The sequence below is a fragment of the Methylobacterium frigidaeris genome (assembly GCF_022179185.1).
GTDB classification, from domain to species: domain Bacteria; phylum Pseudomonadota; class Alphaproteobacteria; order Rhizobiales; family Beijerinckiaceae; genus Methylobacterium; species Methylobacterium frigidaeris.
This window is the reverse complement of the sequence record NZ_BPQJ01000005.1, coordinates 239,529-264,189: the sequence shown is the minus strand read 5'-3', so window position 1 is coordinate 264,189 and position 24,661 is coordinate 239,529. Positions and strand designations below refer to the sequence as shown.

Below are 24,661 nucleotides of genomic sequence, written 5' to 3'. Positions count from 1 at the left end.
CGCGTGAGGGGCCGCCGTTCGATGAGGCCGGGGCCGCGTCTCGCCGCCCTGGCGCTCGCCGCCGGCCTTGTCGCGGGGCCGGCGGGCGCTCAGGTCCCGTCCGAGGGAGCGACCGTCAGTTCCGCCACCGCCCTCCCCTCGCAGCCCGAGGCGCTCGTCGCCTACGTGACGACGGCCATCCGCGACCACGACATCGCCGCCTTCGAGCGGCTGGTGAACTGGACCGGCACAAGGGCGCAGCGCAAGCGGCTGACGCTCTACCAGATCCGTTCCGGCTTCGGCCGGCCGATCAAGGCGGCGGCCCTGGAGCCGATGCCGGAGGATGGCTTGGCGGAGGCCACATCGCGCGGCACCCTGAAGGCGAACATGCCGGTGACCGAGCGGCTTCGGGTGGTGTTCGACGAGGCGCCGGTGGAAGGTGACGGCGCCCCCACGAACGTGTTCCTGATCGGCCGCGAGGGCGGCACCTACCGCATCGCCCTCCTGGTTCCGACCGGACCGCCGAAGGGCAAGTGATCCAGGGGCAAGTGATCCGGGGGCAAGTGATCCGGGGGCAAGTGATCGAGGACGAGTGATCCGGGTCGATGGGAAGCCGGTCCGCGCTTGACCGCGGGCCTCCGGGCGGCGCAAGCGTATGGAAATATAGTTCCGCCACCCGGAGGATTCGGCCCATGGACTTCACGCTCTCCCCGCGCATCGAGGAGTTCCGCGCCCGCATCGCGGCCTTCGTCGAGAGCGAGATCCTGCCCGTCGAGGCCGACCGCGGCACCTGGGACGAGCACGAGAATATCGGGCCGGAAGCCCTCGCGGCCCTGCGCGCCAAGGCGAAGGCGGCCGGCCTGTGGTGCCTGCAGCTCAAGCCCGAGACTGGCGGCCAGGGCCTCGGCAAGGTCGGAATGGCAGCCTGCTACACCGAGATGAACCGCTCGATCTTCGGGCCCGTGGTGTTCAATTCCGCCGCCCCCGACGACGGCAACATGATGGTGCTGGAGGCGCTTGGCACGCCCGAGCAGAAGGCGCGCTGGCTGGAGCCGATCGTCTCGGGTGCCGTGCGCTCGGCCTTCGCGATGACCGAGCCGCATCCCGGCGGCGGCTCCGACCCGTCGATGATCCGCACCCGGGCCGAGCGCCAGCCGGACGGCTCCTGGCGGATCACCGGGCGCAAGTGGTACATCACCGGCGCCGAGGACGCCGCCCACTTCATCCTGATCGCCCGCACCTCGGACGATCCGCGCTACGGGCTCACCGCCTTCCTGTTCCACCGCGATCAGCCGGGCTGGGAGATCGTCCGCCGAATCCCGATCATGGGGCCGGAGGAGCATGGCGGCCATTGCGAGCTCGCCTTCGACGGGCTCCAGATCGCGCCCGATGACGTGCTCGGCGGAGAGGGCAAGGGCCTGAAGGTGACGCAGGTTCGCCTCGGACCCGCCCGCCTCACCCATTGCATGCGCTGGCTCGGGCTCGCCGGCCGCTGCGTCGAGATCGCGCAAGAGTATGCGGCCAAGCGCGAGGGCTTCGGCGTGCGGCTCGCCGACCGCGAGAGCGTGCAGCTGATGCTCGGTGGGCTGGCCATGGACATCGAGATCGGCCGCCTGCTGGTGATGCGCGCCGCCTGGGAGCTCGACCAGGGCCGCTTCGCCCGGAAAGAGGTGTCGATGGCGAAGGTTCACGTCGCCAACACCCTGCACCGGGCGGCGGATATCGGCATCCAGATCAACGGCGCCCGCGGCTATTCCAAGGACACGGTGCTGGAGTGGATCTACCGCTACGCCCGCCAGGCGCGCCTGGTCGACGGCGCCGACGAGGTCCATCGCATGGTGCTGAACCGCCACCTCGAGTCCGAGGGACGCGGCTTCTTCGCCTGGCCGACCGCGGAGGCCTGAGCGGGACGGTCCGGGCGGAGACCTGCTAAGGGTCTTCCTCCCTTAAAACCCCGTTCGAGCCGCCGATGCCCGCCCTCCATCCCGACGTTCAGGCCCTGCTGGCGATGCTGCGCGCCGCCAACGCGCAGCCCCTCGAGGCGTTGCCGCCCGAGGCGGCGCGGCGCGGCTACCTGGCCGGGCGCCGGGCCCTGCAGCCGCCGCCGGACCCGGTGGCGCAGATCCGCGACCTCGCCGCGCCCTCCCCCGCCGGGCCGGTGCCGCTCCGGCTCTACCGCGGCGAGGGCACGGCGCCGGACGCGGCGCTGCCCTGCCTCCTCTACCTGCATGGCGGCGGCTGGGTGCTCGGCAACATCGAGTCGCACGACTGGGTCTGCCGGCGGCTGGCCAACCTGACGCGAGGGTGCGTGATCGCGGTCGATTACCGCCTCGCCCCCGAGCATCCGTTCCCGGCCGCCGTCGAGGACGCGGCCGCGGCGCTGACCTTCGTGGCCGAGCGGGCGGAGGGATTGAGCGTCGATCCGAACCGTCTCGCGGTCGGCGGCGACAGCGCCGGCGGCAACCTCGCGGCGGTGCTGGCCTTGATGGGCCGCGACGGCACCCTGCCGCGGACGGCGATGCAGGTGCTGCTCTACCCCTCCGTCGATCTCGGGCTGACGAGCGAGGGCTTCGAGCGCATCACCGAGGGCCAGCCCCTCACCGCCGGCACGATGCGCTACTTCGTCGATCATTACGCGCCCGATCCGCGCGACCGCACCGACTGGCGCGCCTCGCCGGCCCGTGCCGCGAGCCTCGCCGGTACGGCGCCCGCCCTGGTGCTGACCTGCGGCCACGACCCGCTCTGCGAGGAAGCCCGCCTCTATGCCCACCGCCTCGAGCGCGAAGGCGTGCCGGTCACCGCCCTGCACCTCTCCGACCAGACCCACGGCATCCTGACCATGAGCCGCCTGGTGCGGACCTCCGCGACGGTGTTGAGCTTCGTGGCCGAGGCCCTGCTGGAGCGCTGGAGCTTGGGCGGTCCCGAAGGTGGGCGCGGCGCGCGCTGACGGGGCGCTCCCGGCGCCGCAGGGGGTCAGGCCTCCTTGCGGGAGCGGCGCTTGGCGGGTTTTTCGGCGGTTGTCGTATCGGAGTTGGCCGTGGGCTTTCGGCGCGGCTTCGCGGCGGCCGCTTCGTCCATGGGCGCCGGCTCCGGCTCGCGCACCGGCTCGGGCCCGCGCGCCTCGCGGGTGATCATCTCCACCATGCTCTGCGGCAGGCGGACGAAATGACCGGTGCCGTGGCCGGACCGGTCGAGGATCTCGGCGAAGACGGGTTTATGCGGCTCGTGCCCGGCCTCGCCCAGCGCGCAGGGGCGGCGCGGCAGGGCGCTCAGCTTCGCAGCGAGTTCCTTCGGCACCAGTGCGTTCACGCCCCACCCTCCCATCTGCCGGACAGAGCGGAGATGTAGGACCCGCAGGGTTAACGATCGGCTGCCATGGCGTCGGGTGCGCCCGTGACGGCCGCGGCGCCGGTGAAGGCGCCGTAGGAGCGACGCAGGAGGTCGGCGTCGAGGTCGTGACCGATCAGCACGAGGCGGGTGCGGGCGGCGCCGTCGGGCCAAGCGGGGAGGTGCCGGGGCGGATGCACGAGGTGCTGCACGCCCTGGATCACCACCGGCGTGTCGACGCCCTCGACCGCGACCAGGCCCTTGAGGCGCAGGATCCGCGCGCCGTGCCGGTTGAGCAGCATGCCGAGCCAGAGCCCGAACCGGGTCCAGTCGACCGGCCCGCTCTCGATCAGCACCGCGCCGACCGGGCCGTGCAGCGTCGCCGGGACCTCGGCGCAGAGCCAGCGCCGGGCGCTCGGCTCACCGGTCGGGTCGTCGGTGAGGAGCGCGGCTTCCGGTTCGTCGTCGAGGGTGAGGTCGGTGAGCGGCGCCATCGGGTTGAGGGCCGCGAGCCGCGACCGCAAGGCCGCTGTCACGGCGGCCTCCGCCAGGTCGGTCTTCGACAGGACCAGCCGGTCGGCGCAGGCCGCCTGCCGCACCGCCTCCTCGTGGCTGTCGAGGGTGCGGGCGCCGTTCACCGCATCGACCACCGTAACGATCGCGCCCACCGTGAAGGCGTGGCGCAGCATCGGATCGGCCACCAGGGTGGCGACCGCCGGCCCTGGATCGGCGAGGCCGGTGGTCTCGATCACCACCCGGCGAAAATCCGGCACCAGGCCGCGTCGGCGGCGGTCGTGCAGGTCGATCAGCGCCGCCTTCAGGTCGCCGCGGATGGTGCAGCAGACGCAGCCGCCGCGCAGGAGTGCCACCTCGCCCTCGAGCGGCTCGACCAGCAGGTGGTCGAGCCCGACCTCGCCGAACTCGTTGATCAGCACCGCGGTGTCGCGCAGGGCCGGCCAGCGCAGCAGGCGGGCGAGAAGCGCGGTCTTGCCGGCGCCGAGGAAGCCGGTGAGCAGGGTGACGGGGGTCACCGCGCCTCGAGGGCGGCGATGATCGCCGGATCGAGGGGGTCGCAGGGGCGCCCGGCGAGGCGCTCCGCCGCCGGCCACAGCGCCCCGAGATGATCGACCACGGCGCTGCGCCCGGTGCGGCCCGACAGCGTGTAGCGGTCGGCCCAGGCGGCGAGCCGCAGGCCGTAGAGGCCGAGGATCCGGTTGGCGGCGGAGGCCCGAGCCCGCCTCTGGGCCTGCGGCGTGCCGCTGCTCACGCCGTCGCTCCAATGGTCGGGCGCCCCGAAGGCGCCGCACAGGCCGCACATCGGGCAGGCCCTGATCAGGATTGCGGCCGCGCCGTGCCCTCGAACGGGAAGCGGCGCGAGAAATCCTCGGCGATCGTCTCCATCGTCACGAAGCGCACGCCCTCGTGGGACTTGAAGTGCTGGAACAGGCGCTCGTGCATCTGCAGCACGTGCGGCTTGCCCGACACGTCCGGATGGATGGTGATCGGGAAGACGGCGTAGTCGTAATTGGCGTAGACCCAGTCGAACTGGTCGCGCCACATCTGCTCGATGTCGCGCGGGTTGACGAAGCCGTGGCTGTTGGGCGCCGCCTTGACGAACATCATCGGCGGCAGGTCGTCGAGGTTCCAGGACGCCGGGATCTCGATCAGGCGGGTCTCGGTGCCGTGCTCGAACGGCCGCATCCAGGTCGAGGGATGCTGGGAATAGTCGATCTTGGTCCAGGATTCGCCGACCCGCACGTAGTAGGGATGGTGGTCGTTGTGCATCAGCGAGTGGTCGTAGCGGATGCCTTTCTTCTGCAGGAGCTCGTTGGTCTTCGGCCCGAACTCCCACCAGGGCGCGACGTAGCCCCGGGGCGGCTTGCCGGCGAGATCGGTGATGAGCCCGACGCACTTGTCGAAGATCGCCTCCTCCTGCTCGGGCGTCATCGCGATCGGGTTCTCGTGGCTGTATCCGTGCATCCCGATCTCGTGGCCGGCCGCGGCCACGGCCTTCATCTCCTCGGGAAAGGTCTCGATCGAGTGGCCGGGGATGAACCAGGTCGTCTGGATGCCCCACCGCGAAAACATCCGCAGGAGCCGCGGCGCCCCGACCTTGCCGGCGAACACGCCCCGGGAGATGTCGCAGGGGCTGTCCTCGCCGCCATACGACCCGAGCCAGCCCGCCACCGCGTCGACATCGACGCCGTAGGACACGAAGATCTCTTTGGTCACGCCGGCCTCCCCGCCTGCCCGGTCCCATCTGACAGCGGACGGCGCTCCGCGGTCAAGCGGCGGAGAAGGCCCGGCGCGCTGCCCCAAGCGCGACGAAACCGGTTGACCGCGCCCCGCCGATTCCCTAGAGCGTTGGCCACTGGAGACGTGGCCGAGCGGCTGAAGGCACTCGTTTGCTAAATGAGCAAGCCCCGAAAGGGGCTTCGAGGGTTCGAATCCCTCCGTCTCCGCCACTTACCCCAGCCCGGAAAATAGCGTTGTTTCGCAAGCGGTTGGCGTGTGACTGAAGCCGGCCTGCCCCGCGAACCGGCGCGGCGGACAATCCTGGGCGCCGGCGAACGCTGGTCGCCCGCAGGGCACGGAACGAACCCGCACCACCTCTGACGTGATCTGCTGGACCGTCACGGTCTGTCGCAGGATGGGCGCCTCGATCGATTGCCGCGCCGGCTCCCGTGCACATGGGCCTATGCTCTGGGATGATGAATGGCGCGGGAGAACATGAACGACCTGCTCGCCTTCGTGACCGTCGCGCGCGGAGCTTCACCCGGGTCGCCGCGCAGCTCGGGGTGTCGCCGCCGGCGCTGAGCCAGACCGTCCGGAAGCGCGAGGCGCGCCTGGGCGCGCGATTGCGGGCCCGCACCATCGCGACGCCGGTTTGCCAGCAGACCTGCCCGCCCTAAACTCCTCCCAGCCGCGGAGCACCGCACGAGATGGCGCAGAGACAGCGGCCGGGAGGACACATGCCCATGATCGATCGTCCGCGCCGCTTCGGCGGCTGGACCGGCGCCCTGGCGGGCCTCGTCGCCGTCACGTCCGTGGCCGCGCAAGAGGCACCGCCGCTGCAGGTGCCGGCAAAGAGCGTGCCGGTGCCGAGCGACGTCAGCCCGCAGATGGCGAAGATCATCGGCGCGCCTCTGCGCTCCAACTGGAACATCCAGCCGAAGACCGGAGAGGCGTGGAAGCCCGTCGCCGAGGCCGGAGCGGCCGCGCTGGCGAAGCTCGTGCCCGGCATGCTCGAGCGCCTGAAGGTGAAGGTCGAGCGCACCACGATCGATGGCGTGCGGGCCTTCATCCTCACCCCCGAGGAGATGCCGCCGGAGAACCGCAACCGCCTCCTCGTCCACGTTCATGGCGGCTGCTACGTGCTCAATCCCGGCGAGGCCGGGCTGCCGGAGGCGATCTTCATGGCCGGGTTCGGCCGCTTCAAGGTCATCTCGGTCGATTACCGGATGCCGCCGGAAGCGACCTATCCGGCCGCGCACGACGACGCGATCACAGTGTGGAAGGCGGCCACCAGGATGGCCGACCCGAAGAACATGGCGGTCTTCGGTACCTCCGCGGGCGGGGCGCTGACCCTCGCCATGGTGCTGCGCGCCAAGCAGGAGGGGCTGCCGCTTCCCGCGGCGATCGCCCCCGGGACGCCGATGTCGGACACCACCAAGGTCGGCGACAGCTTCGTCACCAACGCGATGCTCGACAACGTGCTGGTCTCGCCCGACGGCTTCTGCGACGATGGGGCCAAGGTCTACGCCAACGGCCACGACCTGAAGGACCCGATGCTGTCGCCGGTCTACGGCGACATGCACGGCTTCCCGCCGACGATCCTGACCACAGGCACGCGCGACCTCCTCTTGTCGAACACCGTGCGGGTGCACCGCAAGCTGCGCGATGCCGGCGTCGAGGCCTATCTGCAGGTCGGCGAGGGGCAGTCGCACGCCCACTACATCCGCGACGACACCGCGCCCGAGACCCGGAAGGTGTTCGAAGAGATCGCCTGGTTCTTCGACCGGCATCTCGGCCGATAAAGGCGCGCGGACGGCGGTCGCTCTTTCCGACCGTTGGCCGGGCTGTCAGGCGGCGCGGACGCTGCCCAGGAAGCCGTCGACCTCCCGGCGCAGGCGGGCGCACTGGTCCGTCAGGGCGTCGGAGGCCTGCGCCACGTCGGAGGCGGCGCGGCCCGCCGCACCGGCCGCGTCGGCGACCTCGGCGATGTCGCGCGTCATCGCGGCGGTGCCGTCCGTCGCCTCGGCCATCTGGCGCACGATCTCCTGGGTCATCGCGCCCTGCTCCTCGATCGCCGAGGCGATGCCGGTCGCGACCTGGCTCATCGCCTCGATCTGCGCGGTGACCCCCGCGATCGCCTCCCCGGCTCCCTGGCTGGTGGACTGGATCGCCGCGACGTGGCGGCCGATCTCCTCGGTGGCCCGTGCGGTCTGGCCGGCCAGCTCCTTCACCTCCGCGGCGACCACCGCGAAGCCACGGCCGGCCTCGCCGGCCCGCGCCGCCTCGATCGTGGCGTTGAGGGCGAGCAGATTGGTCTGGCCGGCGATCTGCGAGACGAGGCCGACGACGTCGCCGATGCGGGTGGCGGCGGCGGAGAGGTCCGCCATCGTGCCGCCGGCGTCGCGGGCCTGCGCCACCGCCTCCGCCGACATGGTGGCGGCCTGCACGACCTGACGGCTGATCTCCGCGACGGTGGCGCCGAGTTCCTCGGCCGCCGCCGCGACGGCGCCGACATTGCCGCTGGTCTGCCGCGCGGTGGCCGCGACGCCGACCGAGCGGGACGCGGTTCCCTCGACCGCGTGCGTCACGGCGCCGGAGGCCCCGGTCAGCCCCTCGGCCGCGCCCGAGACCGCCGCCACGATGCCGCCGACCGAGACCTCGAACCGGTCGGCGAGGTCGCGCAGCAGGCCGCGCCTGGCCTGCTCCTCGCGCAGGCGCGCCGCTTCGGTGGTCTGCAGCTGCCGCGCCGCCTCCTCGAGGGAGAGGTCGCGGATCATCACGACGGCCCGGGCGATGTCGCCGATCTCGTCGCGGCGCCGGTGCCCAGGCACCTCGTCGAGCGTCCGGCGGGCGGCCAGCGCCGTCAGGGCCGCGGTGAGGGCGCCGAGGGGACGCACGATCGCCCGCGACATCAGGAGCCCGAGGATCGCGGTGCCGACGAGCACGGCGAGGCCGATCAGCACCAGGATCCGCGACAGGGCGTCCACGGCCCGCAGCGCCTCGGCCTCCGACTGCTCCGCCAGCATGGTCCAGCGGGCGCCGAGCACCGGTACGGCGGCGCTCACCGCCATGCGGCGGCCGGTGGGAGCCTCGTAGGAGAACGGCGCCGGCGCGGCGACCTGGTCCGGGGCGATGCCGAGATCGCTCGCGAGGGCACCGGCCGCGATCCCCACCGAGAGCGGCGGCGTGCCGCGCAAGCGCCCGTCGGCGCCGACCACCAGGGCCTGGCCGGTCTCGCCGAGACCGGCGCGCTGCGCCAGGGTCTCGTCGAACAGGGCGGGCGTGATCCGCATCACGACGTAGCCGGCGCGCTCCACCGCCTGCGCGGTGCCCATGGCGACGTTGGCGCGCCGGCTCATCGCCTTGCCGATGAAGGCCGCCGGGGCCCCGCCGACGGGATAGGCGGCGAAATCCGCGAACGAGACCGCGTCGGGCGCAGCACCCTTCATCTGCCCGAATAGCCGGGCGAGGCCGGTCTCGCGCAGGGCCGGATCGGCGACCGAGGCGGCGAAGTCGTCGCCCTTGGTCGCCGTGTAGACGATGCGCCCGTCGGGATCGAGGAACAGCAGGTCGGCGTAGCCGGCCCGGCCCAGGAGCTTGCGGGCCACTTCCTGCACCTTGGCATGCCGGCGACCATACATCGTGTTGGTGGTGGTGCCGTCGAAGGCGAGCCGCGCTTCCGGGCTCGGCGGCGCCCGGAATGCCGCCAGGATCCCGGCATAATCGGGCTTTGCCGGGTCGAGGGTCTCGATCAGGTCGGTGAAGTTCGAGGCGACCTGCGGGTGACCGGCGGCGGCGACGAAATCGGCCTTGGCCTGATCGGCGACGAGGGCGATGCCGTGGCCGGTCGCCGTCGCGGCGAGGGCGAGCCTGTCCTGGACGGCCGAGACCAGGCTGCTCCTGGCGGAGTACCAGCTCAGGCCGCCCATCACCGTCGCGCTGACGAGCGCGAGTCCGACGATGGTCGAGGGCAGCCGGACGGCCAGCTTGGATAAGGAGACCATGTGGGGTCCAGCTCGCGATGCGCTGCTTGCCGTTGAGGGCCTTGTAAAGACCCTTTGAGGATCGGGGCGGACACCCCTGGATCGCCACAAAGCCAGGGTCGCGATAATTTTCGGTAAAGGCCTAACATGATGGGCCTCACATCAATTGGCGGCCATTACTCAAGCGCCTTGGCTGGAATCATGATCTTACGGTTATGTCATGCGTAAGGACCGAAGCCGATCAGCCTGAATCCGTCCCGATGGCCCATGTCGTCGGGCCGGTTTCGTCGCGCGCCTCACGCCGACGAGGAGCGGACAGCCGGGCGCTCGCATGCGAATCCCCGCGGGCCTTCTCCTCTCGTCAGCCCGGCCCGTCTGCCGCCTTGCCACTCCGCGGGAACGCTCCCAGCGACACGCGCGCCACCTCCCGCAGCGCCTCCCGGTCCGCCCCCGAGGAGGCCAGCACCCCCATCCCCGAGGCGACCGTCGACAGGAAGCGGGCGAGCGCGGCCGGTTCGCTGTCCTGGGCCAGGTCACCGGCCCGCTTCGCCTGCACGAAGCGCTCGCGCAGCTCGGTCTCGGTCTGGGCGCGGCGGGTGGCGAGCTCGAACGGGATGTTCTCCGAGCCGGCGCCGCAGGCCAACCCTCCCTGGACCAGGAGGCAGCCGGGCGGGTTAGCCGGATCGGTGTGGCTCTCGGCGATGCTCGACAGGAAGCGCTCGGCCACGTCGCGGGCGGTGGCACCGGCGAGCACGTAACGCATGTGCTCCGAGCGCCGCTCGGCGTAGCGGTCGAGGGCGGCCTTCAGCAGGCCCTCCTTGCTGCCGAAGGCGGCGTAGAGGCTCGGAGGCTTGATGCCCATCGCCTTCGTCAGCATCGCGAGGGTCGCCCCATCGTAGCCGTGGCGCCAGAACACCTCCATCGCCTCGTCGAGGGCCTTGTCCGTGCAGAAGGACCGGGGCCGCCCCATCACCATTGTCCGCTGGCTCCAACTTTTGTATCGAGTGGTAGATAAGTCACTTGACGGCCGGCGTCCACGCCGACATGTGTATCGTACCTTACAGATGTCGGAGCCGGTCGTGAATTCCGAGCCTGCTGTCGCCCCCTCCCGCACACCGCGCCTCGTCGGGGCCGGCCTCGTCCTCGCGCTCATGGCGGGGGCATCCTACCACTACGCTCCCCTGTCGCGCCTCTCCGGAAGCCAGGCCGTTGCCGCGACCCCGCCCGTCGAGCAGGCCGTGCCGGTGCCGGTCGCCGCAGTCGAGCCCCGCGACGTGGTGCTGTTCAACGAATTCTCGGGCCGTCTCGAGGCGGTCGAGCGCATCGACGTCCGGGCGCGGGTCGGCGGCGCGATCGCGGCGACGCATTTCTCGGAAGGGGATCTCGTCCGCACCGGCGACCTCCTGGTGACGATCGACCCCGCTCCTTACGCGGCGGAGGTGCAGCGCCTGGAGGCCCAGGTGGCGGGCGCCGAGGCGCGGCTGGCGCTGACGGCGAGCGATTATGAGCGCGGCCAGCGCCTGTCGGACCAGCGCATCGTCACGGCGCGCGACCTCGACGTGCGGGCGAACGCCTTCAAGGAGGCGAAAGCCAATCTCGACGCCGCCAAGGCGACGCTGGCCGCAGCGCGGCTCAACCTCGACTACACCGAGGTGCGGGCGGCGGTGAGCGGCCGGGTCGGTCGCCGCGAGATCACCCCGGGCAACTTGGTGGCGACGGGAGCCGGGGCCGCGGTGCTGACGACGCTCGTCTCCGTCGACCCGATCTACGCGAGCTTCGACGCCGACGAGACGGTGATGCTGAAGGCGCTCGCCGCCATCGCCGAGCCCTCCGGCCGGCGCGGCAAGCTCGACCGCATCCCAGTCGAGATGACGACCGCGGATGGCGAGCGGGCCAAGGGGCATCTCCAGTTCATCGACAACAAGGTCGATGCCCGCAGCGGTACGGTGCGGGTACGCGCGACCTTCGCCAACGGCGACGGGCACCTGATCCCCGGCCAGTTCGCCCGCATGCGCCTCGGCCAGGCGGCGCCCGAGCGGCTGCTGCTCGTCGACGAGCGGGCGGTCGGCACCGACCAGGACAAGCGCTTCGTGCTGGTGGTCGGGGCCGACAACCGGGCCGAGTTCCGGGCCGTGACCCTCGGCCGGGCGGTCGACGGGTTGCGCGTCGTCACGTCCGGCCTGTCGGGGAGCGAGCGGATCGTCGTCAACGGCTTGCAGCGGGTGCGGCCGGGCAGCCTCGTCAGCCCGTCGCCCGTGACCATGGGCGCGCGGCCGATGCAGGAGCCGGGGGCCGGGAAGCTGGCGCAGCGGTAAGAGCCGGCCTGCGGCTTCTTCGCGTCGCTTAGATCTAACAAAACTGTCGGCAGATCCTGCGATCCTCGCAGGCCTTCATTCGTGGATCACCGTTCCCCTCTCCAGGCGATCCCGGGCTTGCCCGGTATCGCTGCACCATGCGGGAGAGGGGCCAGGGGTGAGGGTGCTACGCTGCCGAGTCGATCTCGGATCGTTCCGGTCCCGGCACCCCGATCAGTGCTTGATCCTGAACCGTCGCCACCCTCACCCCCACCCCTCTCCCACACCGTGCAGCGATCCCGGGCAAGCCCGGGATCGCGTGGAGAGGGGACGCCGCGATTTCTTCTTGTCCTGACGCATGGGGCGGCAGCCGCCTCCAGGATCCCTCTCGCCCCCGGAGGGCGGCATGAACCTCTCCAAGTTCTTCATCGACCGCCCAATCTTCGCGGGCGTGCTCTCGGTGCTCATCTTCATCGGCGGGCTGCTGTCGCTGTTCGCGATGCCGATCTCCGAGTACCCGGACGTGGTGCCGCCATCCGTCGTCGTCCGCGCGACCTTCCCGGGGGCCAACCCCAAGGTCATCGCCGAGACCGTGGCGACGCCGATCGAGGAGCAGATCAACGGCGTCGAGGGCATGCTCTACATGTCGAGCCAGGCGACGACGGACGGCATCATGACGCTGACCGTGACGTTCCGGCTCGGCACCGACCCCGACAAGGCGCAGCAGCTGGTCCAGAACCGGGTCTCGCAGGCCGAGCCGCGGCTGCCGGCGATCGTGCGTCAGCTCGGCATCGTCACGGTGAAGTCCTCGCCCGACCTGACGATGGTGGTGCACCTCGTCTCGCCGAACGGCCGGTATGACATGACGTACCTGCGCAACTACGCGGTGCTGAACATCAAGGACCGCCTCGCCCGCCTCGACGGCGTCGGCCAGGTGCAGCTCTTCGGCTCGGGCGATTACGCGATGCGGATCTGGCTCGACCCGCAGAAGGTCGCCGAGCACGGCCTGTCCGCCGGCGACGTGGTCCGGGAGATCCAGGCCCAGAACGTCGAGGCGGCCGCCGGCGTCATCGGCGCCTCGCCGGCGATCCCCGGCCTCGACCTGCAGCTCTCGCTCAACGCCGAGGGGCGCCTCACCAGCGAGGAGCAGTTCGGCGACATCGTAGTCAAGACCGGCGAGGACGGCGCAATCACGCGGCTGCGCGACATCGCCCGGATCGAGCTCGGCGCCTCGGATTACGCGCTCCGCTCGCTCCTCGACAACAAGTCGGCGGTCGCGATCCCGATCTCGCAATCACCGGGCTCGAACGCGATCCAGATCTCCGACGAGGTCCGCCGGACCATGGCGGAGATCAAGAAGACCATGCCGGAGGGGGTCGACTACCAGATCGTCTACGACCCGACGCAGTTCGTGCGCGCCTCGATCGAGGCGGTGATCCACACCCTGCTCGAAGCGGTGGCCCTCGTCGTGCTGGTGGTGATCCTGTTCCTGCAGACCTGGCGGGCCTCGATCATCCCGCTTCTCGCCGTGCCGGTCTCGATCGTCGGCACCTTCGCGGTGATGCACATCTTCGGCTTCTCGATCAACGCCCTCAGCCTGTTCGGCCTCGTGCTCGCCATCGGCATCGTCGTCGACGACGCGATCGTGGTGGTAGAGAACGTCGAGCGCAACATCGAGGCCGGGCTGTCGCCCCGCGATGCCAGCTACCAGGCGATGCGCGAGGTCTCGGGGCCGATCATCGCCATCGCCCTCGTGCTGGTGGCGGTGTTCGTGCCGCTCGCCTTCATCAGCGGGCTGACGGGCCAGTTCTACAAGCAGTTCGCCCTCACGATCGCGATCTCGACCGTGATCTCGGCGATCAACTCGCTGACCCTGTCCCCTGCCCTCTCGGCCCTGCTCCTGAAGGATCACCACGCGCCGAAGGACCGGCTGACCCGAGTGCTCGACACCCTGCTCGGCTGGTTCTTCCGCCGCTTCAACCGCGCCTTCGGCTGGGCCTCGGACGGGTACGGACGCGGCGTCGGCGGCGTCATCTCGCGCAAGGGCGCGATGATGGTGATCTACCTCGTCCTCGTCGGCGCGACCGCGATGCTGTTTCGCCAGATCCCCGGCGGCTTCGTGCCGGGCCAGGACAAGCAGTACCTCGTCGGCTTCGCGCAGCTGCCCGACGGCGCGACCCTCGACCGGACCGAGGAGGTGATCCGCAAGATGAGCGAGATCGCCCTTAAGGAGCCGGGCGTCGAGAGCGCGGTCGCCTTCCCGGGGCTCTCGATCAACGGCTTCACCAACTCGTCGAATTCGGGGATCGTGTTCTCGACCCTGAAACCCTTCGAGGAACGAAAAGACCCGTCGCTCAGCGGCGCCGCCATCGCGATGTCGTTGAACAAGAAGTACGCGGCCATCCCCGAGGCGTTCATCGCCATGTTCCCGCCGCCGCCGGTCAACGGCCTCGGCACGATCGGCGGGTTCAAGCTGCAGATCGAGGACCGGGCCGGCCTCGGCTACGACGCGCTGAACGAGGCGACGAAGGCCTTCCTTGCCAAGGCCGCGCAGGCGCCCGAACTCGCCGGGCTGTTCTCCAGCTTCCAGATGAACGTGCCGCAGCTCTTCGCCGACATCGACCGGACCAAGGCGCGCCAGCTCCGCATCCCGGTCACCGATGTGTTCGACACGCTGCAGATCTACCTCGGATCCCTGTACGTCAACGACTTCAACCGGTTCGGCCGCACCTACTCGGTCCGGGTCCAGGCCGACGCGCCGTTCCGCGCCCGCTCCGACGATGTGGGCCTGCTGAAGGTGCGGGCGGGCTCCGGCGAGATGGTGCCGCTCTCCACGCTTCTGCGCGTGCGCCAAACCGCCGGGCCCGAGCGGGCGATGCGCTACAACGGCTTCCTCACCGCCGACATCAACGCGGGTGCGGCCCCCGGCTTCTCGTCGGGCCAGGCGCAGGAAGCGGCGGCGCGCATCGCCGCCGAGACCCTGCCGCGTGGCTTCGCCTTCGAGTGGACCGACCTCACCTACCAGGAATTCATCGCCGGCAATTCGGGGGTCTGGGTGTTTCCCCTCGCCCTGCTCCTCGTCTTCCTGGTCCTGGCGGCGCAGTACGAGAGCCTGGCCCTGCCTCTGGCGATCCTGATGATCGTGCCGATGGGCCTGCTCGCGGCGATGACCGGCGTCTGGCTGTCCTCGGGCGACAACAACGTCTTCACGCAGATCGGTCTCATCGTCCTCGTCGGCCTGTCCGCCAAGAACGCGATCCTGATCGTCGAATTCGCCCGGGAACTGGAATTTGCCGGCCGTACGCCGGTCCAGGCCGCGATCGAGGCGAGCCGCCTGCGGCTTCGCCCGATCCTGATGACCTCGATGGCCTTCATCATGGGCGTGCTGCCCCTCGTCACCGCCACCGGTGCCGGCTCGGAGATGCGCCGCGCAATGGGCGTGGCGGTGTTCTCCGGGATGATCGGGGTGACGGCGTTCGGGCTCTTCCTGACCCCGGTCTTCTACGTGCTGCTGCGGCGGCTGACCGGGAACCGGCCGCTGAAGCAGCATGGCGGGCCTGAGGCAGTGGCCGAGGGCCGGGTGGTCGAGGCGGCGTGAGGGGGGATCCGCCGGTGGCGCCGGTCCTTCGGGAGGAGGAACCGCGCCGCCTCACGAGAAGCTGTCCGATCTGTTCTCGTAGATCCGACTTGCCCTCGTGGAGTTGAAACCCTCTCAGGGTCATTCCGGGCTCCGCTGCGCGGCCCCGGAATGACCCTGAGAGTGTCAAAACGTCGGGTGCCCAGCGATCAGGCCGTGAGGCAGAGCCTTGAAGCGGCGAGAGGGGCCGCCTCCGGAACTCGCCTACCGGCCCTTGCACTGGCTCCGCAGCAAGTCCGAGAATTCCTTCTCCGAGCCCTGGACCTGGGCCAGGCGCTGGCTCCGCTCCGCGCCCGAAAGGCAGCGGCCGTAGACGGTGGCGGCGCGGCGCATCGTGTCGACGTGCTGGCGCCAGCCGCGGCAGCGATCGGCCTCGCTGTCGCCGAGGGTCTCCAGGCGCTCGATCGCCGTCCTCTGCGAGGATTGCGCCACCAGGAGGTCGCGGGCGCAGGTTCCGTCGGTGGCGCGCGCGCCGGCAGTCGCGGCGAGGAGGAAGACCGCCGCGCACAGGGAAGTCCGCATCGTCACGCCGCTGTTCTCACGCCGCCTGGGCGGGGGATTGGGTCAGGAGGGCGTAGAGCGCGTCGGCGTCGCGGGCGGCGCGGATGCGGTCGATGATGCCGGGCTCGCGCAGCACGCGGGCGACCCGGGCCAGGGCCTTCAGGTGGTCGGCGCCGGCGCCCTCGGGGGCGAGCAGCAGGAAGGCGATGTCGACCGGCTGGCCGTCCAGGGCCTCGAAATCGACCGGGCGCTCGAGGCGGGCCATCAGGCCGAACAGCGTGTCGAGCCCCGACAGCTTGCCGTGCGGGATCGCCACGCCCTCGCCGATGCCGGTCGAGCCGAGGCGTTCGCGCTGCAGCAGCGTCTCGAAGATCTCGCGCTCGTCCAGGCCCGGCAGGTGGCGGGCCGCCTGGGCAGCCAGCTCCTGCAGAACCTGCTTCTTCCCCTGCGCGCGCAGCGCCGGGAGGACCGCCTCCGGCTTCAGGAATTCCAGCAATGGCATCGAGACCGCTGCCTCATCGGCGGGGAGCGCCAAGGCGCCCCGCACTTGTTCCAGGACCGGAGGCCTTCCGCGAGAGGGGTTCAGGCCCGCTCACGGAGTGCCGCGTTCCGGCGGATCGATCCAGCCGATCGCGCCGTCGCCACGACGATATACGACGTTGACCCGCTCGGTTCCAGCGTGAACGAAGACGAGAACGGGGACACCGGTGAGATCGAGCTCCACCACCGCCTCGCTCACCGTGCGCCGGTGCAAGGTGCGGGTGCTCTCGGCGATGATCGGCGGGTGCTCGCCGGTATCCTCCTCGGGTGCTTCCATCACCGAGTAGGCCGCCTCCATCACGGCGGTGTCGGGCAGGCCGCCGTTGACGGCCCGATCCTTGGCGTGGCCGTTCGGGTGGGACTTGAGGCGGTGCTTGTAGCGGCGCAGGCGCTTCTCGATCCGCTCGGCGGTCTGGTCGAAGCTCGCATGGGCGTCGTGGGCAGTGCCCGAGGCCTCGAGGGTGATGCCCGAGGGCAGGTGCAGCACGCAGTCGGTGCGATAGGCGCCGCCGTCCCGCGCGACCGTCACGTGGCCGTTGTAGGCACCGTCGAAGTACTTGGCGAGGGCCGCGGAGATCCGCTCCTCCGCCCGGGTTCTCAGGGCCTCCCCGAGATCCACGCCACGACCCGACACGCGCAACGCTGCCATCAGCTCCCTCCGGTCTCGTCGTTCGTCGGCCCAGGCTCCGGGGACGTCTCCGGCGCCAGGGCCAGCCCTCAAGAGCTAAGAACGCCCGGACGCGAAGTCAACGAAGCCGGCTCAGTTGCGGCAGGCGGGTGGCCGGGCGCTTCAGCGCGCCGGCATCGCGGCGCGCTCGCGCCGGCGCTCGATCGAGGAGGGGATGCGCAGGGATTCCCGGTACTTCGCCACGGTGCGGCGGGCGATGTCGACCCCCTCGCCGCGCAGGCGCTGCACCAGGGCGTCGTCCGACAGGACGTCGGCGGCGGTCTCGGCCTCGATGAGTTGCTTGATGCGGTGGCGCACGGCCTCCGAGGAATGGGCCGCGGCGCCCGCCGCCCCGGGGATCGCCGCGGTGAAGAAGTACTTCATCTCGAAGGTGCCGCGGCTGGTGCCGATCGACTTGTTCGAGGTCACCCGCGAGACGGTGGATTCGTGCATGCCGATCGCGTCGGCGACGGTCTTCAGGTTGAGCGGCCGCAGATGGGCGACGCCGTTGACGAAGAACCCGTCCTGCTGGCGCACGATCTCGCTTGCCACCTTCAGGATGGTGCGGGCGCGCTGCTCCAGGCTGCGGGTGAGCCAGTTGGCGGTCTGCAGGCATTCCGACAGGAAGGCCTTGTCGGTCTCGGTCGTCGCCCCGCGCGAGACGGTGGCGTAGTAGCTCTGGTTGACCAGCACCCGGGGCAGGGCCTCGCTGTTCAGCTCGACGAGCCAGGAGCCGTCCGGGGCCGGGCGCACGAACACGTCCGGCACCAGCACCTCGACCGGGCCGGCGCCGAAGGCGCGGCCGGGCTTGGGGTCGAGGCGGCGCAGCTCGGACAGCATGTCGGCGAGGTCCTCCTCGTCGACCCCGCACAGGCGGCGCAACCCCGCGAAGTCGCGCTTGGCGACGAGGTCGAGGCGCGAGACGAGCGCCTGCATCGCCGGATCGAACCGGTCCTGCTCGCGCAGCTGGATCGCCAGGCACTCGGCGAGGTCGCGGGCGCCGACGCCCGAGGGGTCGAAGCCCTGGACGATCCCCAGCACCCGCTCGACCACCGGGAGAGCGACGCCGAGGCGCTCGGCCAGGGCGGAGAGATCCTCGCGGAGGTAGCCGGCCTCGTCGATGGCATCGACCAGGAAGCCGCCGACCAGGCGCTCGACGGGGTCGCGGGTGGCGATGTCGAGCTGGGCCGAGAGGTGGTCGTGCAGAGAGGATTCGGCGGTCAGCGTCGCCTCGAAATCCGGCGCCTCGCCGTCGAAGCTGCCGCCGGTGCCGCTCCAGGGCGCCGGGGTGAGCGACAGCCCCTCAGCCCCCACCGCCGACGTCTCGCGGCCTACCGGGCCGTCATCCGGGAACACGTTGTCGAGGCGGGTGCCGAGGTCGCCCTCGATCTCGCTGCGGCTCGGGTTGAGGTCGTGGGCGAGCCATGGCTCGGCCGCACCATCACCGTCGAACCCGTCGCCGTCGCCGCGGCTCGCTTCGGCCGCCTCGCCACGGGATTCGCCGGGCTCGCCGATCGCCTCGACCTCGGCCCGCTCCAGGAGCGGGTTGCGCTCCAGCTCGGCATCGACGTAAGCCGCAAGGTCGAGATGGGAGAGCTGCAAGAGCTTGATCGCCTGCAGGAGTTGCGGCGTCATCACCAGGGCCTGGCCCTGGCGCATCTCGAGCCGTTGCAGCAAACCCATCAGCCAGCCCCGCCATGCGACGCCCCGGTTCCGGCCGGGGTCGGCACAAGTCTTGCTTCAGACATCTGACAGCAGCTTTAAACCGAAGCGTGGCACGCGTCAAAGCGATCCTGAGGATCCTGCGTGATCCGCCGCGAGCGTGGCGCAGGCCGGGGCCGGGCGCCAGCGCAAAAAGGGCTCGCCCGGCATAAGGATTGCGTCGCGACGCAGGGTGAGAGAAATCGATCAAGGTGCCGACGAAGCAAGGCATCCTTCAGGCGTCGCCGACGGCGCCGCCTCTCTGCGTCATTCCGGAGTTGCGCAGCGGAGCCCGGACCCGAAGGGGCGCGACGCGCAATCCAGAACCGCTGCCGGTTCAGAAAAAGGCTGACACCGTTCCGCTTCGTCCTGCACGACCTGAGTGTCTGGATCCCGGGTTCCGCCGCGCGGCCGGAATGACCACGCGGGAGGATCCACGGAGAGGGTTCACTCGATCTGGACACGAATCGCTACAACCGGAAGTCCTCGCCCAGATACAGCCGGCGCACATCCTCGTTCGCCACGATCTCGTCGGGCGTGCCCTCGGTGAGGATGCGGCCCGAATGGACGATGTAGGCCCGGTCGATGAGACCCAGCGTCTCGCGCACGTTGTGGTCGGTGATGAGAACGCCGATGCCGCGGCCCTTGAGGTGCATCACCAGTTCCTGGATGTCGCCCACCGCGATCGGGTCGATGCCCGCGAAGGGCTCGTCGAGCAGCATGAAGGAGGGCGAGGAGGCGAGCGCCCGGGCGATCTCGCAGCGCCGCCGCTCGCCGCCCGAGAGCGCGATCGAGGGCGACTTGCGCAGGCGGGTGATGTTGAACTCGTCGAGGAGCGAATCGAGCTTGCGCTCGCGGGCCTTGCGGTCCGGCTCCACTACCTCGAGCACCGCCCGGATGTTGTCCTCGACGTTGAGGCCGCGAAAGATCGAGGCCTCCTGCGGCAGGTAGCCGATGCCGAGCCGGGCGCGCTGGTACATCGGCAGCCGGGTGATCTCGTGGCCGTCGAGGCTGATCGTGCCGCGATCGGCCGAGACCAGGCCGGTGATCATGTAGAAGATCGTGGTCTTGCCGGCACCGTTGGGGCCGAGCAGGCCCACCGCCTCGCCGTTGCGCACGGTCAGGCCGGCATCGTGCACCACCGTGCGGGCGCCGTAGCTCTTCTTGAGGCCGGCCACCGCCAGGATGCCGGGCCCGCTAGAGCCGTCGGCGGCGCCGTCCTGGGCCAGGGCCCCGGCCTTGCGCCCGCGGCCGAACAGGCGCCCCAGGCGTGAGGCGGCCGGCATCGCATGCGTCGGGAATGCCTGGGCTTGCAGCGGCAGGGCGAAGGGAACGGTCACGGGGCAGGCTCTCTCGCGAAGGATGCCGGCGAAGGATCCCGGCGCGTCGGCGCCCCGTCGCGCCGGCCTTTCCGCCCCAGGCGGCCGTGCGACGGGTGAACGGCGCCGGTTTAGCCGAAGCCGGGCCCCGGCCGCAACGCGCCCCGCGCGCCCTCGCGTGTTCTGGAACACGCGGCCCCATTGCGCTTACAAAGGCGCTCGACCCGATTCCTCCCGCCCGGACCGCCCGATGCTCTCGCTCCTCGACCTCAGCGCCCGAATCGATGCCGGCCGGCTGACGCCCGAGGGGGCGGTCGGCCTCGTGCGCGAGGCGATCGCGTCCCGCGAGCCGGAGGTCGGCGCCCTGGTCTGCGTCGATCCCGCGCCGGCCGTCCCGGCGAGCGGCCCGCTCGCCGGCATCGCGGTCGGGATCAAGGACATCATCGACACCGCCGACCTGCCCACCCGGATGGGGTCCAGCATCTACGAGAACTGGCGCCCGCTCGCCGACGCGCCGGTGGTGGCGCGGTTGAAGCGTCTCGGCGCGGTGCCGCTCGCCAAGACCACCACCACGCCCTTCGCCTTCCTCGACCCGACCAGGACCCGCAATCCCAGCAATCCCGGGCACACCCCCGGCGGCTCCTCGGCCGGTTCGGCCGCCGCGGTGGCGGCCGGGATGCTGCCGCTGGCGCTGGGCACCCAGACGGGAGGCTCGGTGATCCGCCCGGCGGCGTTCTGCGGCGTCGTCGGGGTCAAGCCGTCGTTCCGTCTGCTGCCGACGGTGGGGGTGAAGTGCTATTCCTGGGCCCTCGACACGCTCGGCCTGTTCGCGGCCGGCGTCGCAGACGCCGCCCACGCGCTGGCGCTCCTCGCCGACCGGCCGGCCATCGCGCGAGCGGGGGATGGCGGCGCGCCCCGCATCGGGATCCTGCGCCAGGAGTTCTGCGCCACCCCCGAGCCGGAGGCGGAGGCCGCCCTCGCCCGGGCGGCGGCGGCCGCCGAGCGGGCAGGTGCGGCGATCCGCGACCTCACCCTGCCGGCCCCGTTCGGCGAGGCCTTCGCGGCCCACGGCACGATCCAGGATTACGAGGCGCGCCAGGCGCTGGCCTGGGAATACGCCGCCCACCGTGACGCCCTGCCGCCGCGCCTGCGCGCCGCCCTCGACGAGGCGCAAGGAATCGAGACGGCGGCCTACGACGCCGCCCGCCGCACCGCCCACCACGCCCGGCGCGGCCTGAAGGACGTCTTTTCGGAGAACGGCTTCGACGTGCTCCTGACCTACGCGGCGCCCGGCGCGGCGCCCGCCGGCCTCGACCATACGGGGGATTCCCGCTTCAACCGCCTGTGGACCCTGATGGGCGTGCCCTGCGTCACCCTGCCGGTCGACCGGACGGAGGCCGGCCTGCCGGTCGGCGTCCAGGTGATCGCCCGGTTCGGCGACGACGGCCGGGCGCTCGCGGCGGCGGGGCTGATCGAGCGGGCGTTGAGGGGGTAACGGTCAGGCCGCGGCCGACATCCCTGCGCCGATCCCTCCGGTCCCGCGCAGCTCGCCCACGGGGCAGGGCCGGCCGAACAGGTAGCCCTGCAACTCGTCGCAGCCCGCCTCGCGCAGGATCGCCGCCTGCGCCTCGGTCTCGACTCCCTCGGCCAGGACGGTCATGCCGAGGGCCTTGCCGAGGCCGATCGTGGCGCGGACGATCTCGACGCTGCCGGCCTCCTCGCCCGTGCCCTGCCCGAGGCCCTGCACGAAGCACCGGTCGATCTTGATCTTGTCGAAGGGGAAGCGGCGCAGGTAGCTCAACGAGGAGTAGCCGGTGCCGAAATCGTCCATCGCCGTGCCGACCCCGAGGGCGCGCAGGCGGTGCAGGACCGCCAGCGTGGCCTTGTCGTCCTGCAGCAGCACCGATTCGGTGATCTCGAGCTCGAGCCGCGCGGGCGACAGGCCGCTGGCATGAAGCGCCCCGGCGACCTCCTCGACGAGGCCGTCGTCGACGAACTGCGCCGGAGAGAGGTTCACCGCCACCTTGACGTCCGCGGGCCAGGCGGCAGCATCGGCGCAGGCCCGGGCGAGCGCCCAGGCGCCGAGCCGGCGGATCTGCCCGGTCGCCTCGGCGATCGGGATGAACTCGCCCGGGCTGACGAAGCCGTCGCGCGGGTGGCGCCAGCGCAGGAGCGCCTCGCGGGCGCGCAGGCCCGACCCGTCGGCGGCGACGATCGGCTGGTAGTGGAGGTCGAGCTGCCCTTCGGCGAGCGCGCTGCGCAGATCCGCGCCGAGCTGGCGGCGGCGCTGCAGGTCGGCATCCATCGCCGGGTCGAAGAGGCGCCAGCCGTTCCGCCCCGAGGCTTTCGCCTGGTAGAGGGCGACATCGGCCCGGCGCAGCAGCTCGGCGGTGGTGAGGCCGGTCTCGCAGGTCGTCGCGAGGCCGATCGAGGTGCCGATGCCGACCTCGTGGCCCTGGACCTCGAAGGGCCGCCGCAGCAGCCGCACGATCCGCTCGGCCAGAGCCGCCACGCCGGCCGGATGCGAGGGCGCGCAGCGGATCACCGCGAACTCGTCGCCACCCAGGCGCCCGACGAGCGCATTGGCGCCGACCGCCTCCTGGAGCCGCCGCGCCACGAGGCGCAGCAGCTCGTCGCCGACCGGGTGGCCGTAGCTGTCGTTGACCTCCTTGAAGCCGTCGAGGTCGAGGCAGAGCACGCTCACCGCCTCGTCGTCGATGCGCCCGGCCAGCGCCGCGTCGAGGCGCTCCTGCAGCTGGGCGCGGTTCGGCAGCCCGGTCAGGGCGTCGTGGCTGGCGAGGTGGGCGATGCGCGCCTCGCTGCGGCGGCGCTGCGTCACGTCCTCATGGGTGCAGACCCAGCCGCCGCCCGGGATCGGCACGTGCACGACGGCGACGGCGCGTCCGTCGGCGAGGTCGCAGGTGAAGCTCGCCGGCGTCCCGCCGGCGGCGATGCGGGCGCAGGCCTCCACCAGCGGCACCGCCAGCCGCCCGGCCGAGCCGAGATGCCCGAGCAGCGCGGAGAGCGGCGCACCCGGCCGGCGCAGAATCTCCGGAACGGCATGCATCTGCGCGTAGCGCGCGTTCATCACGATCAGCCGGTCGTCGCGGTCGAACAGGCACAGGCCCTGGGTCATGTGGTCGAGGGCGAGGCCGAACTGGGCGTGCTGGGCCGTCAGCTCCCGCTCCGCCCGCGCGCGCATCTCGGCAGCGGCGCGGGCGGCCTCGGCCTGCGCTAGCTGCGCCTGCGCCCGCGCCTGCCGGAAGGCGACGAGGACCAGCCCGGCGAGGCCGAGATCGAGCAGCAGGGCGGCCATGCCGATGAGCCACGCCTGCTGGCGCCAGGCGGCCAGGCTCGCCTCCGCGGTGCGGCCGACGCTCAGGATTATCGGGTAGCGCGTCAGGGCGCGGGTGGCGACGATGCGGTCGAGGCCGTCGATCGGGCTGACGTTGCGGATGACGCCGCCGGCCGGACTCTTGAGCGCGATGCGCAGAGCCGCGGTCCCGGCGAAGCTCCGGCCGATGCTGCCGCCGCGGTGGGGATGGCGCGCGAGAAGGGTGCCGTCGTCGCGGAAGACCGAGACGACGTAGTCGTGCGGCGGCGCGATCGCCCCGTAGAGCCGCTCGAAATAACCGAGTTCGACCGCACCGAGCACCAGGCCGAGGAAGGCCCCGTCCGGGGCCCGGACCTTGCGGGCGATGGAGATCGTCCACGCCCCGTCGCCGCGGTTCTGCACCGGCCGGCCGATGAAGCGGTCGAGGGCGGGGTCGGCCGCCAGGGCCTTGAAGTCGTCCCGGTCGGCGATGTTGACAGTCGGGATCGGCCAGGAGCGGCTGAAGTTCAGGAGGTTGCCGCGGCGGTCGATCACCATGACGGCGTTCACCTGCGGCAGGGCGGCGATCCGGGTCTTGAGCGCTTCGTGCAGCGCCGGCTGACCCGCGAGCGCGGCATAGGCCTCCTCGCTCGCCACCTGCGCGTTCCGAACCTCGCCGATCACGGAGTCCTGAACCAGCTCGATCGATTGCAGCGCCCGGTCGGCCCGGTCGGCGAGGACGGTGGAGAGGCCGGTGAGGCTGCGCTCGGTCTCCGCGACCGCATGCTCGTGCAGGCCGCGCGCCAGCAGCCCCGCCGCGGTCGCGATCAGCGCCGCCAGCAGGCTGGCGGATACCGCCACCATCCGGAAGGAGCGGCGGCTCGGGGCCTCTATGGGCCGTAAGATCCTGGTCGTCGGGTCCACAGCTCTCGTCTGTTCAAAGAGAATGTGCAGATGCGACGTATATGCTCCTACGGGCTTAAGGAGCGATGAAGCCGCGTGCCGACGGCCACGGTCACCGATAGAGAGGTCGAGTATAAAGCCGGCCTTCGATTTCAAGGGCTCGGAGATTGTTTTGGCCCGACTGTGCCCGGACCCCGGCGGCCGGGCCGGAAGGGTTGTCACCCTATGACGAAATACAATACGGCAGCGCCGACGCCGCGGT

20 protein-coding genes and 1 tRNA gene are annotated in these 24,661 nt (G+C 71.3%); 9 read left to right on the top strand and 12 right to left on the bottom strand.

The annotated features are described in order from the left end of the window. The first annotated feature begins 21 nt into the window (after window positions 1-21). The 3 genes from MFF64_RS07865 to MFF64_RS07855 all read left to right on the top strand — a co-directional run bounded on the left by MFF64_RS07865 (window position 22) and on the right by MFF64_RS07855 (window position 2,926). Window positions 22-516 (top strand): hypothetical protein, encoded by a 495-nt coding sequence (locus MFF64_RS07865; protein ID WP_099903644.1) that lies wholly within the window; start codon window positions 22-24, stop codon window positions 514-516. Between the two features lie 155 nt (window positions 517-671). After that, entirely contained in the window at window positions 672-1,883 is a 1,212-nt protein-coding gene (locus tag MFF64_RS07860) for an acyl-CoA dehydrogenase family protein (RefSeq protein WP_238190318.1), read from the top strand. 65 nt (window positions 1,884-1,948) lie between these two features. Then, a complete protein-coding gene (locus MFF64_RS07855) occupies window positions 1,949-2,926 on the top strand; it encodes an alpha/beta hydrolase (RefSeq protein ID WP_238190316.1) in 978 nt (325 codons plus the stop codon). Window positions 2,927-2,952: 26 nt separating this feature from the next. On the opposite strand, the gene MFF64_RS07850 is transcribed toward MFF64_RS07855, so the two are convergent. The 4 genes from MFF64_RS07850 to MFF64_RS07835 form a co-directional block, all read right to left on the bottom strand. Then, complete coding sequence (locus MFF64_RS07850) at window positions 2,953-3,276, bottom strand: hypothetical protein (protein WP_238190313.1); 324 nt, start codon at window positions 3,274-3,276, stop codon at window positions 2,953-2,955. A gap of 62 nt (window positions 3,277-3,338) precedes the next feature. After that, a complete protein-coding gene (locus MFF64_RS07845) occupies window positions 3,339-4,337 on the bottom strand; it encodes a CobW family GTP-binding protein (RefSeq protein WP_238190312.1) in 999 nt (332 codons plus the stop codon). After that, window positions 4,334-4,573, bottom strand: coding sequence for a hypothetical protein (locus MFF64_RS07840; protein ID WP_309296445.1), 240 nt, complete (start codon window positions 4,571-4,573; stop codon window positions 4,334-4,336). The genes MFF64_RS07845 and MFF64_RS07840 overlap by 4 nt, the downstream gene beginning before the upstream one ends. Window positions 4,574-4,638: 65 nt before the next feature. Further along, a complete protein-coding gene (locus MFF64_RS07835) occupies window positions 4,639-5,538 on the bottom strand; it encodes a polysaccharide deacetylase family protein (RefSeq protein ID WP_099905451.1) in 900 nt (299 codons plus the stop codon). A 141-nt stretch (window positions 5,539-5,679) separates the two neighbouring features. Here MFF64_RS07835 and MFF64_RS07830 point away from each other — a divergent pair. The 3 genes from MFF64_RS07830 (at window position 5,680) to MFF64_RS07820 (ending at window position 7,343) form a co-directional block, all read left to right on the top strand. Beyond that, window positions 5,680-5,771: transfer RNA gene (locus MFF64_RS07830), tRNA-Ser, on the top strand. A gap of 225 nt (window positions 5,772-5,996) precedes the next feature. Next, on the top strand, window positions 5,997-6,218 hold the full coding sequence (locus tag MFF64_RS38140) for a helix-turn-helix domain-containing protein (protein WP_342352965.1): 222 nt from the start codon (window positions 5,997-5,999) through the stop codon (window positions 6,216-6,218). A gap of 66 nt (window positions 6,219-6,284) precedes the next feature. Next, a complete protein-coding gene (locus MFF64_RS07820; protein WP_238190309.1) occupies window positions 6,285-7,343 on the top strand; it encodes an alpha/beta hydrolase in 1,059 nt (352 codons plus the stop codon). A gap of 45 nt (window positions 7,344-7,388) precedes the next feature. Here the strand turns inward: MFF64_RS07820 and MFF64_RS07815 are convergent, their stop codons facing one another. After that, window positions 7,389-9,545, bottom strand: a complete 2,157-nt coding sequence (locus MFF64_RS07815; RefSeq protein ID WP_238190307.1) for a methyl-accepting chemotaxis protein — start codon at window positions 9,543-9,545, stop codon at window positions 7,389-7,391. A 340-nt stretch (window positions 9,546-9,885) separates the two neighbouring features. Continuing rightward, a complete protein-coding gene (locus MFF64_RS07810) occupies window positions 9,886-10,500 on the bottom strand; it encodes a TetR/AcrR family transcriptional regulator (protein WP_099901231.1) in 615 nt (204 codons plus the stop codon). Between the two features lie 88 nt (window positions 10,501-10,588). On the opposite strand from MFF64_RS07810, the gene MFF64_RS07805 reads away from it, so the two are divergent. Both MFF64_RS07805 and MFF64_RS07800 read left to right on the top strand, forming a co-directional pair. Further along, window positions 10,589-11,839, top strand: a complete 1,251-nt coding sequence (locus MFF64_RS07805) for an efflux RND transporter periplasmic adaptor subunit (protein ID WP_438823059.1) — start codon at window positions 10,589-10,591, stop codon at window positions 11,837-11,839. Between the two features lie 385 nt (window positions 11,840-12,224). After that, on the top strand, window positions 12,225-15,416 hold the full coding sequence (locus MFF64_RS07800) for an efflux RND transporter permease subunit (protein WP_099903858.1): 3,192 nt from the start codon (window positions 12,225-12,227) through the stop codon (window positions 15,414-15,416). Between the two features lie 243 nt (window positions 15,417-15,659). Here MFF64_RS07800 and MFF64_RS07795 read toward each other — a convergent pair whose 3' ends face one another. From MFF64_RS07795 to lptB, 5 genes are all read right to left on the bottom strand, one after another. Beyond that, on the bottom strand, window positions 15,660-15,977 hold the full coding sequence (locus MFF64_RS07795) for a hypothetical protein (RefSeq protein WP_099902892.1): 318 nt from the start codon (window positions 15,975-15,977) through the stop codon (window positions 15,660-15,662). Between the two features lie 16 nt (window positions 15,978-15,993). Beyond that, window positions 15,994-16,458: a PTS IIA-like nitrogen regulatory protein PtsN gene (gene ptsN, locus MFF64_RS07790; RefSeq protein ID WP_099902886.1), complete on the bottom strand. Its 465-nt coding sequence runs from the start codon at window positions 16,456-16,458 to the stop codon at window positions 15,994-15,996. A gap of 90 nt (window positions 16,459-16,548) precedes the next feature. Then, on the bottom strand, window positions 16,549-17,145 hold the full coding sequence (hpf, locus tag MFF64_RS07785; RefSeq protein WP_099902888.1) for a ribosome hibernation-promoting factor, HPF/YfiA family: 597 nt from the start codon (window positions 17,143-17,145) through the stop codon (window positions 16,549-16,551). Window positions 17,146-17,286: 141 nt separating this feature from the next. Beyond that, on the bottom strand, window positions 17,287-18,846 hold the full coding sequence (gene rpoN, locus MFF64_RS07780; RefSeq protein ID WP_238190304.1) for an RNA polymerase factor sigma-54: 1,560 nt from the start codon (window positions 18,844-18,846) through the stop codon (window positions 17,287-17,289). A gap of 488 nt (window positions 18,847-19,334) precedes the next feature. After that, on the bottom strand, window positions 19,335-20,150 hold the full coding sequence (gene lptB, locus MFF64_RS07775; protein ID WP_099902312.1) for an LPS export ABC transporter ATP-binding protein: 816 nt from the start codon (window positions 20,148-20,150) through the stop codon (window positions 19,335-19,337). A gap of 283 nt (window positions 20,151-20,433) precedes the next feature. On the opposite strand from lptB, the gene MFF64_RS07770 reads away from it, so the two are divergent. Further along, a complete protein-coding gene (locus tag MFF64_RS07770; RefSeq protein ID WP_238190302.1) occupies window positions 20,434-21,678 on the top strand; it encodes an amidase in 1,245 nt (414 codons plus the stop codon). 3 nt (window positions 21,679-21,681) lie between these two features. Here the strand turns inward: MFF64_RS07770 and MFF64_RS07765 are convergent, their stop codons facing one another. After that, window positions 21,682-24,360, bottom strand: a complete 2,679-nt coding sequence (locus tag MFF64_RS07765) for a bifunctional diguanylate cyclase/phosphodiesterase (protein WP_099907308.1) — start codon at window positions 24,358-24,360, stop codon at window positions 21,682-21,684. Between the last annotated feature and the right edge of the window lie 301 nt (window positions 24,361-24,661).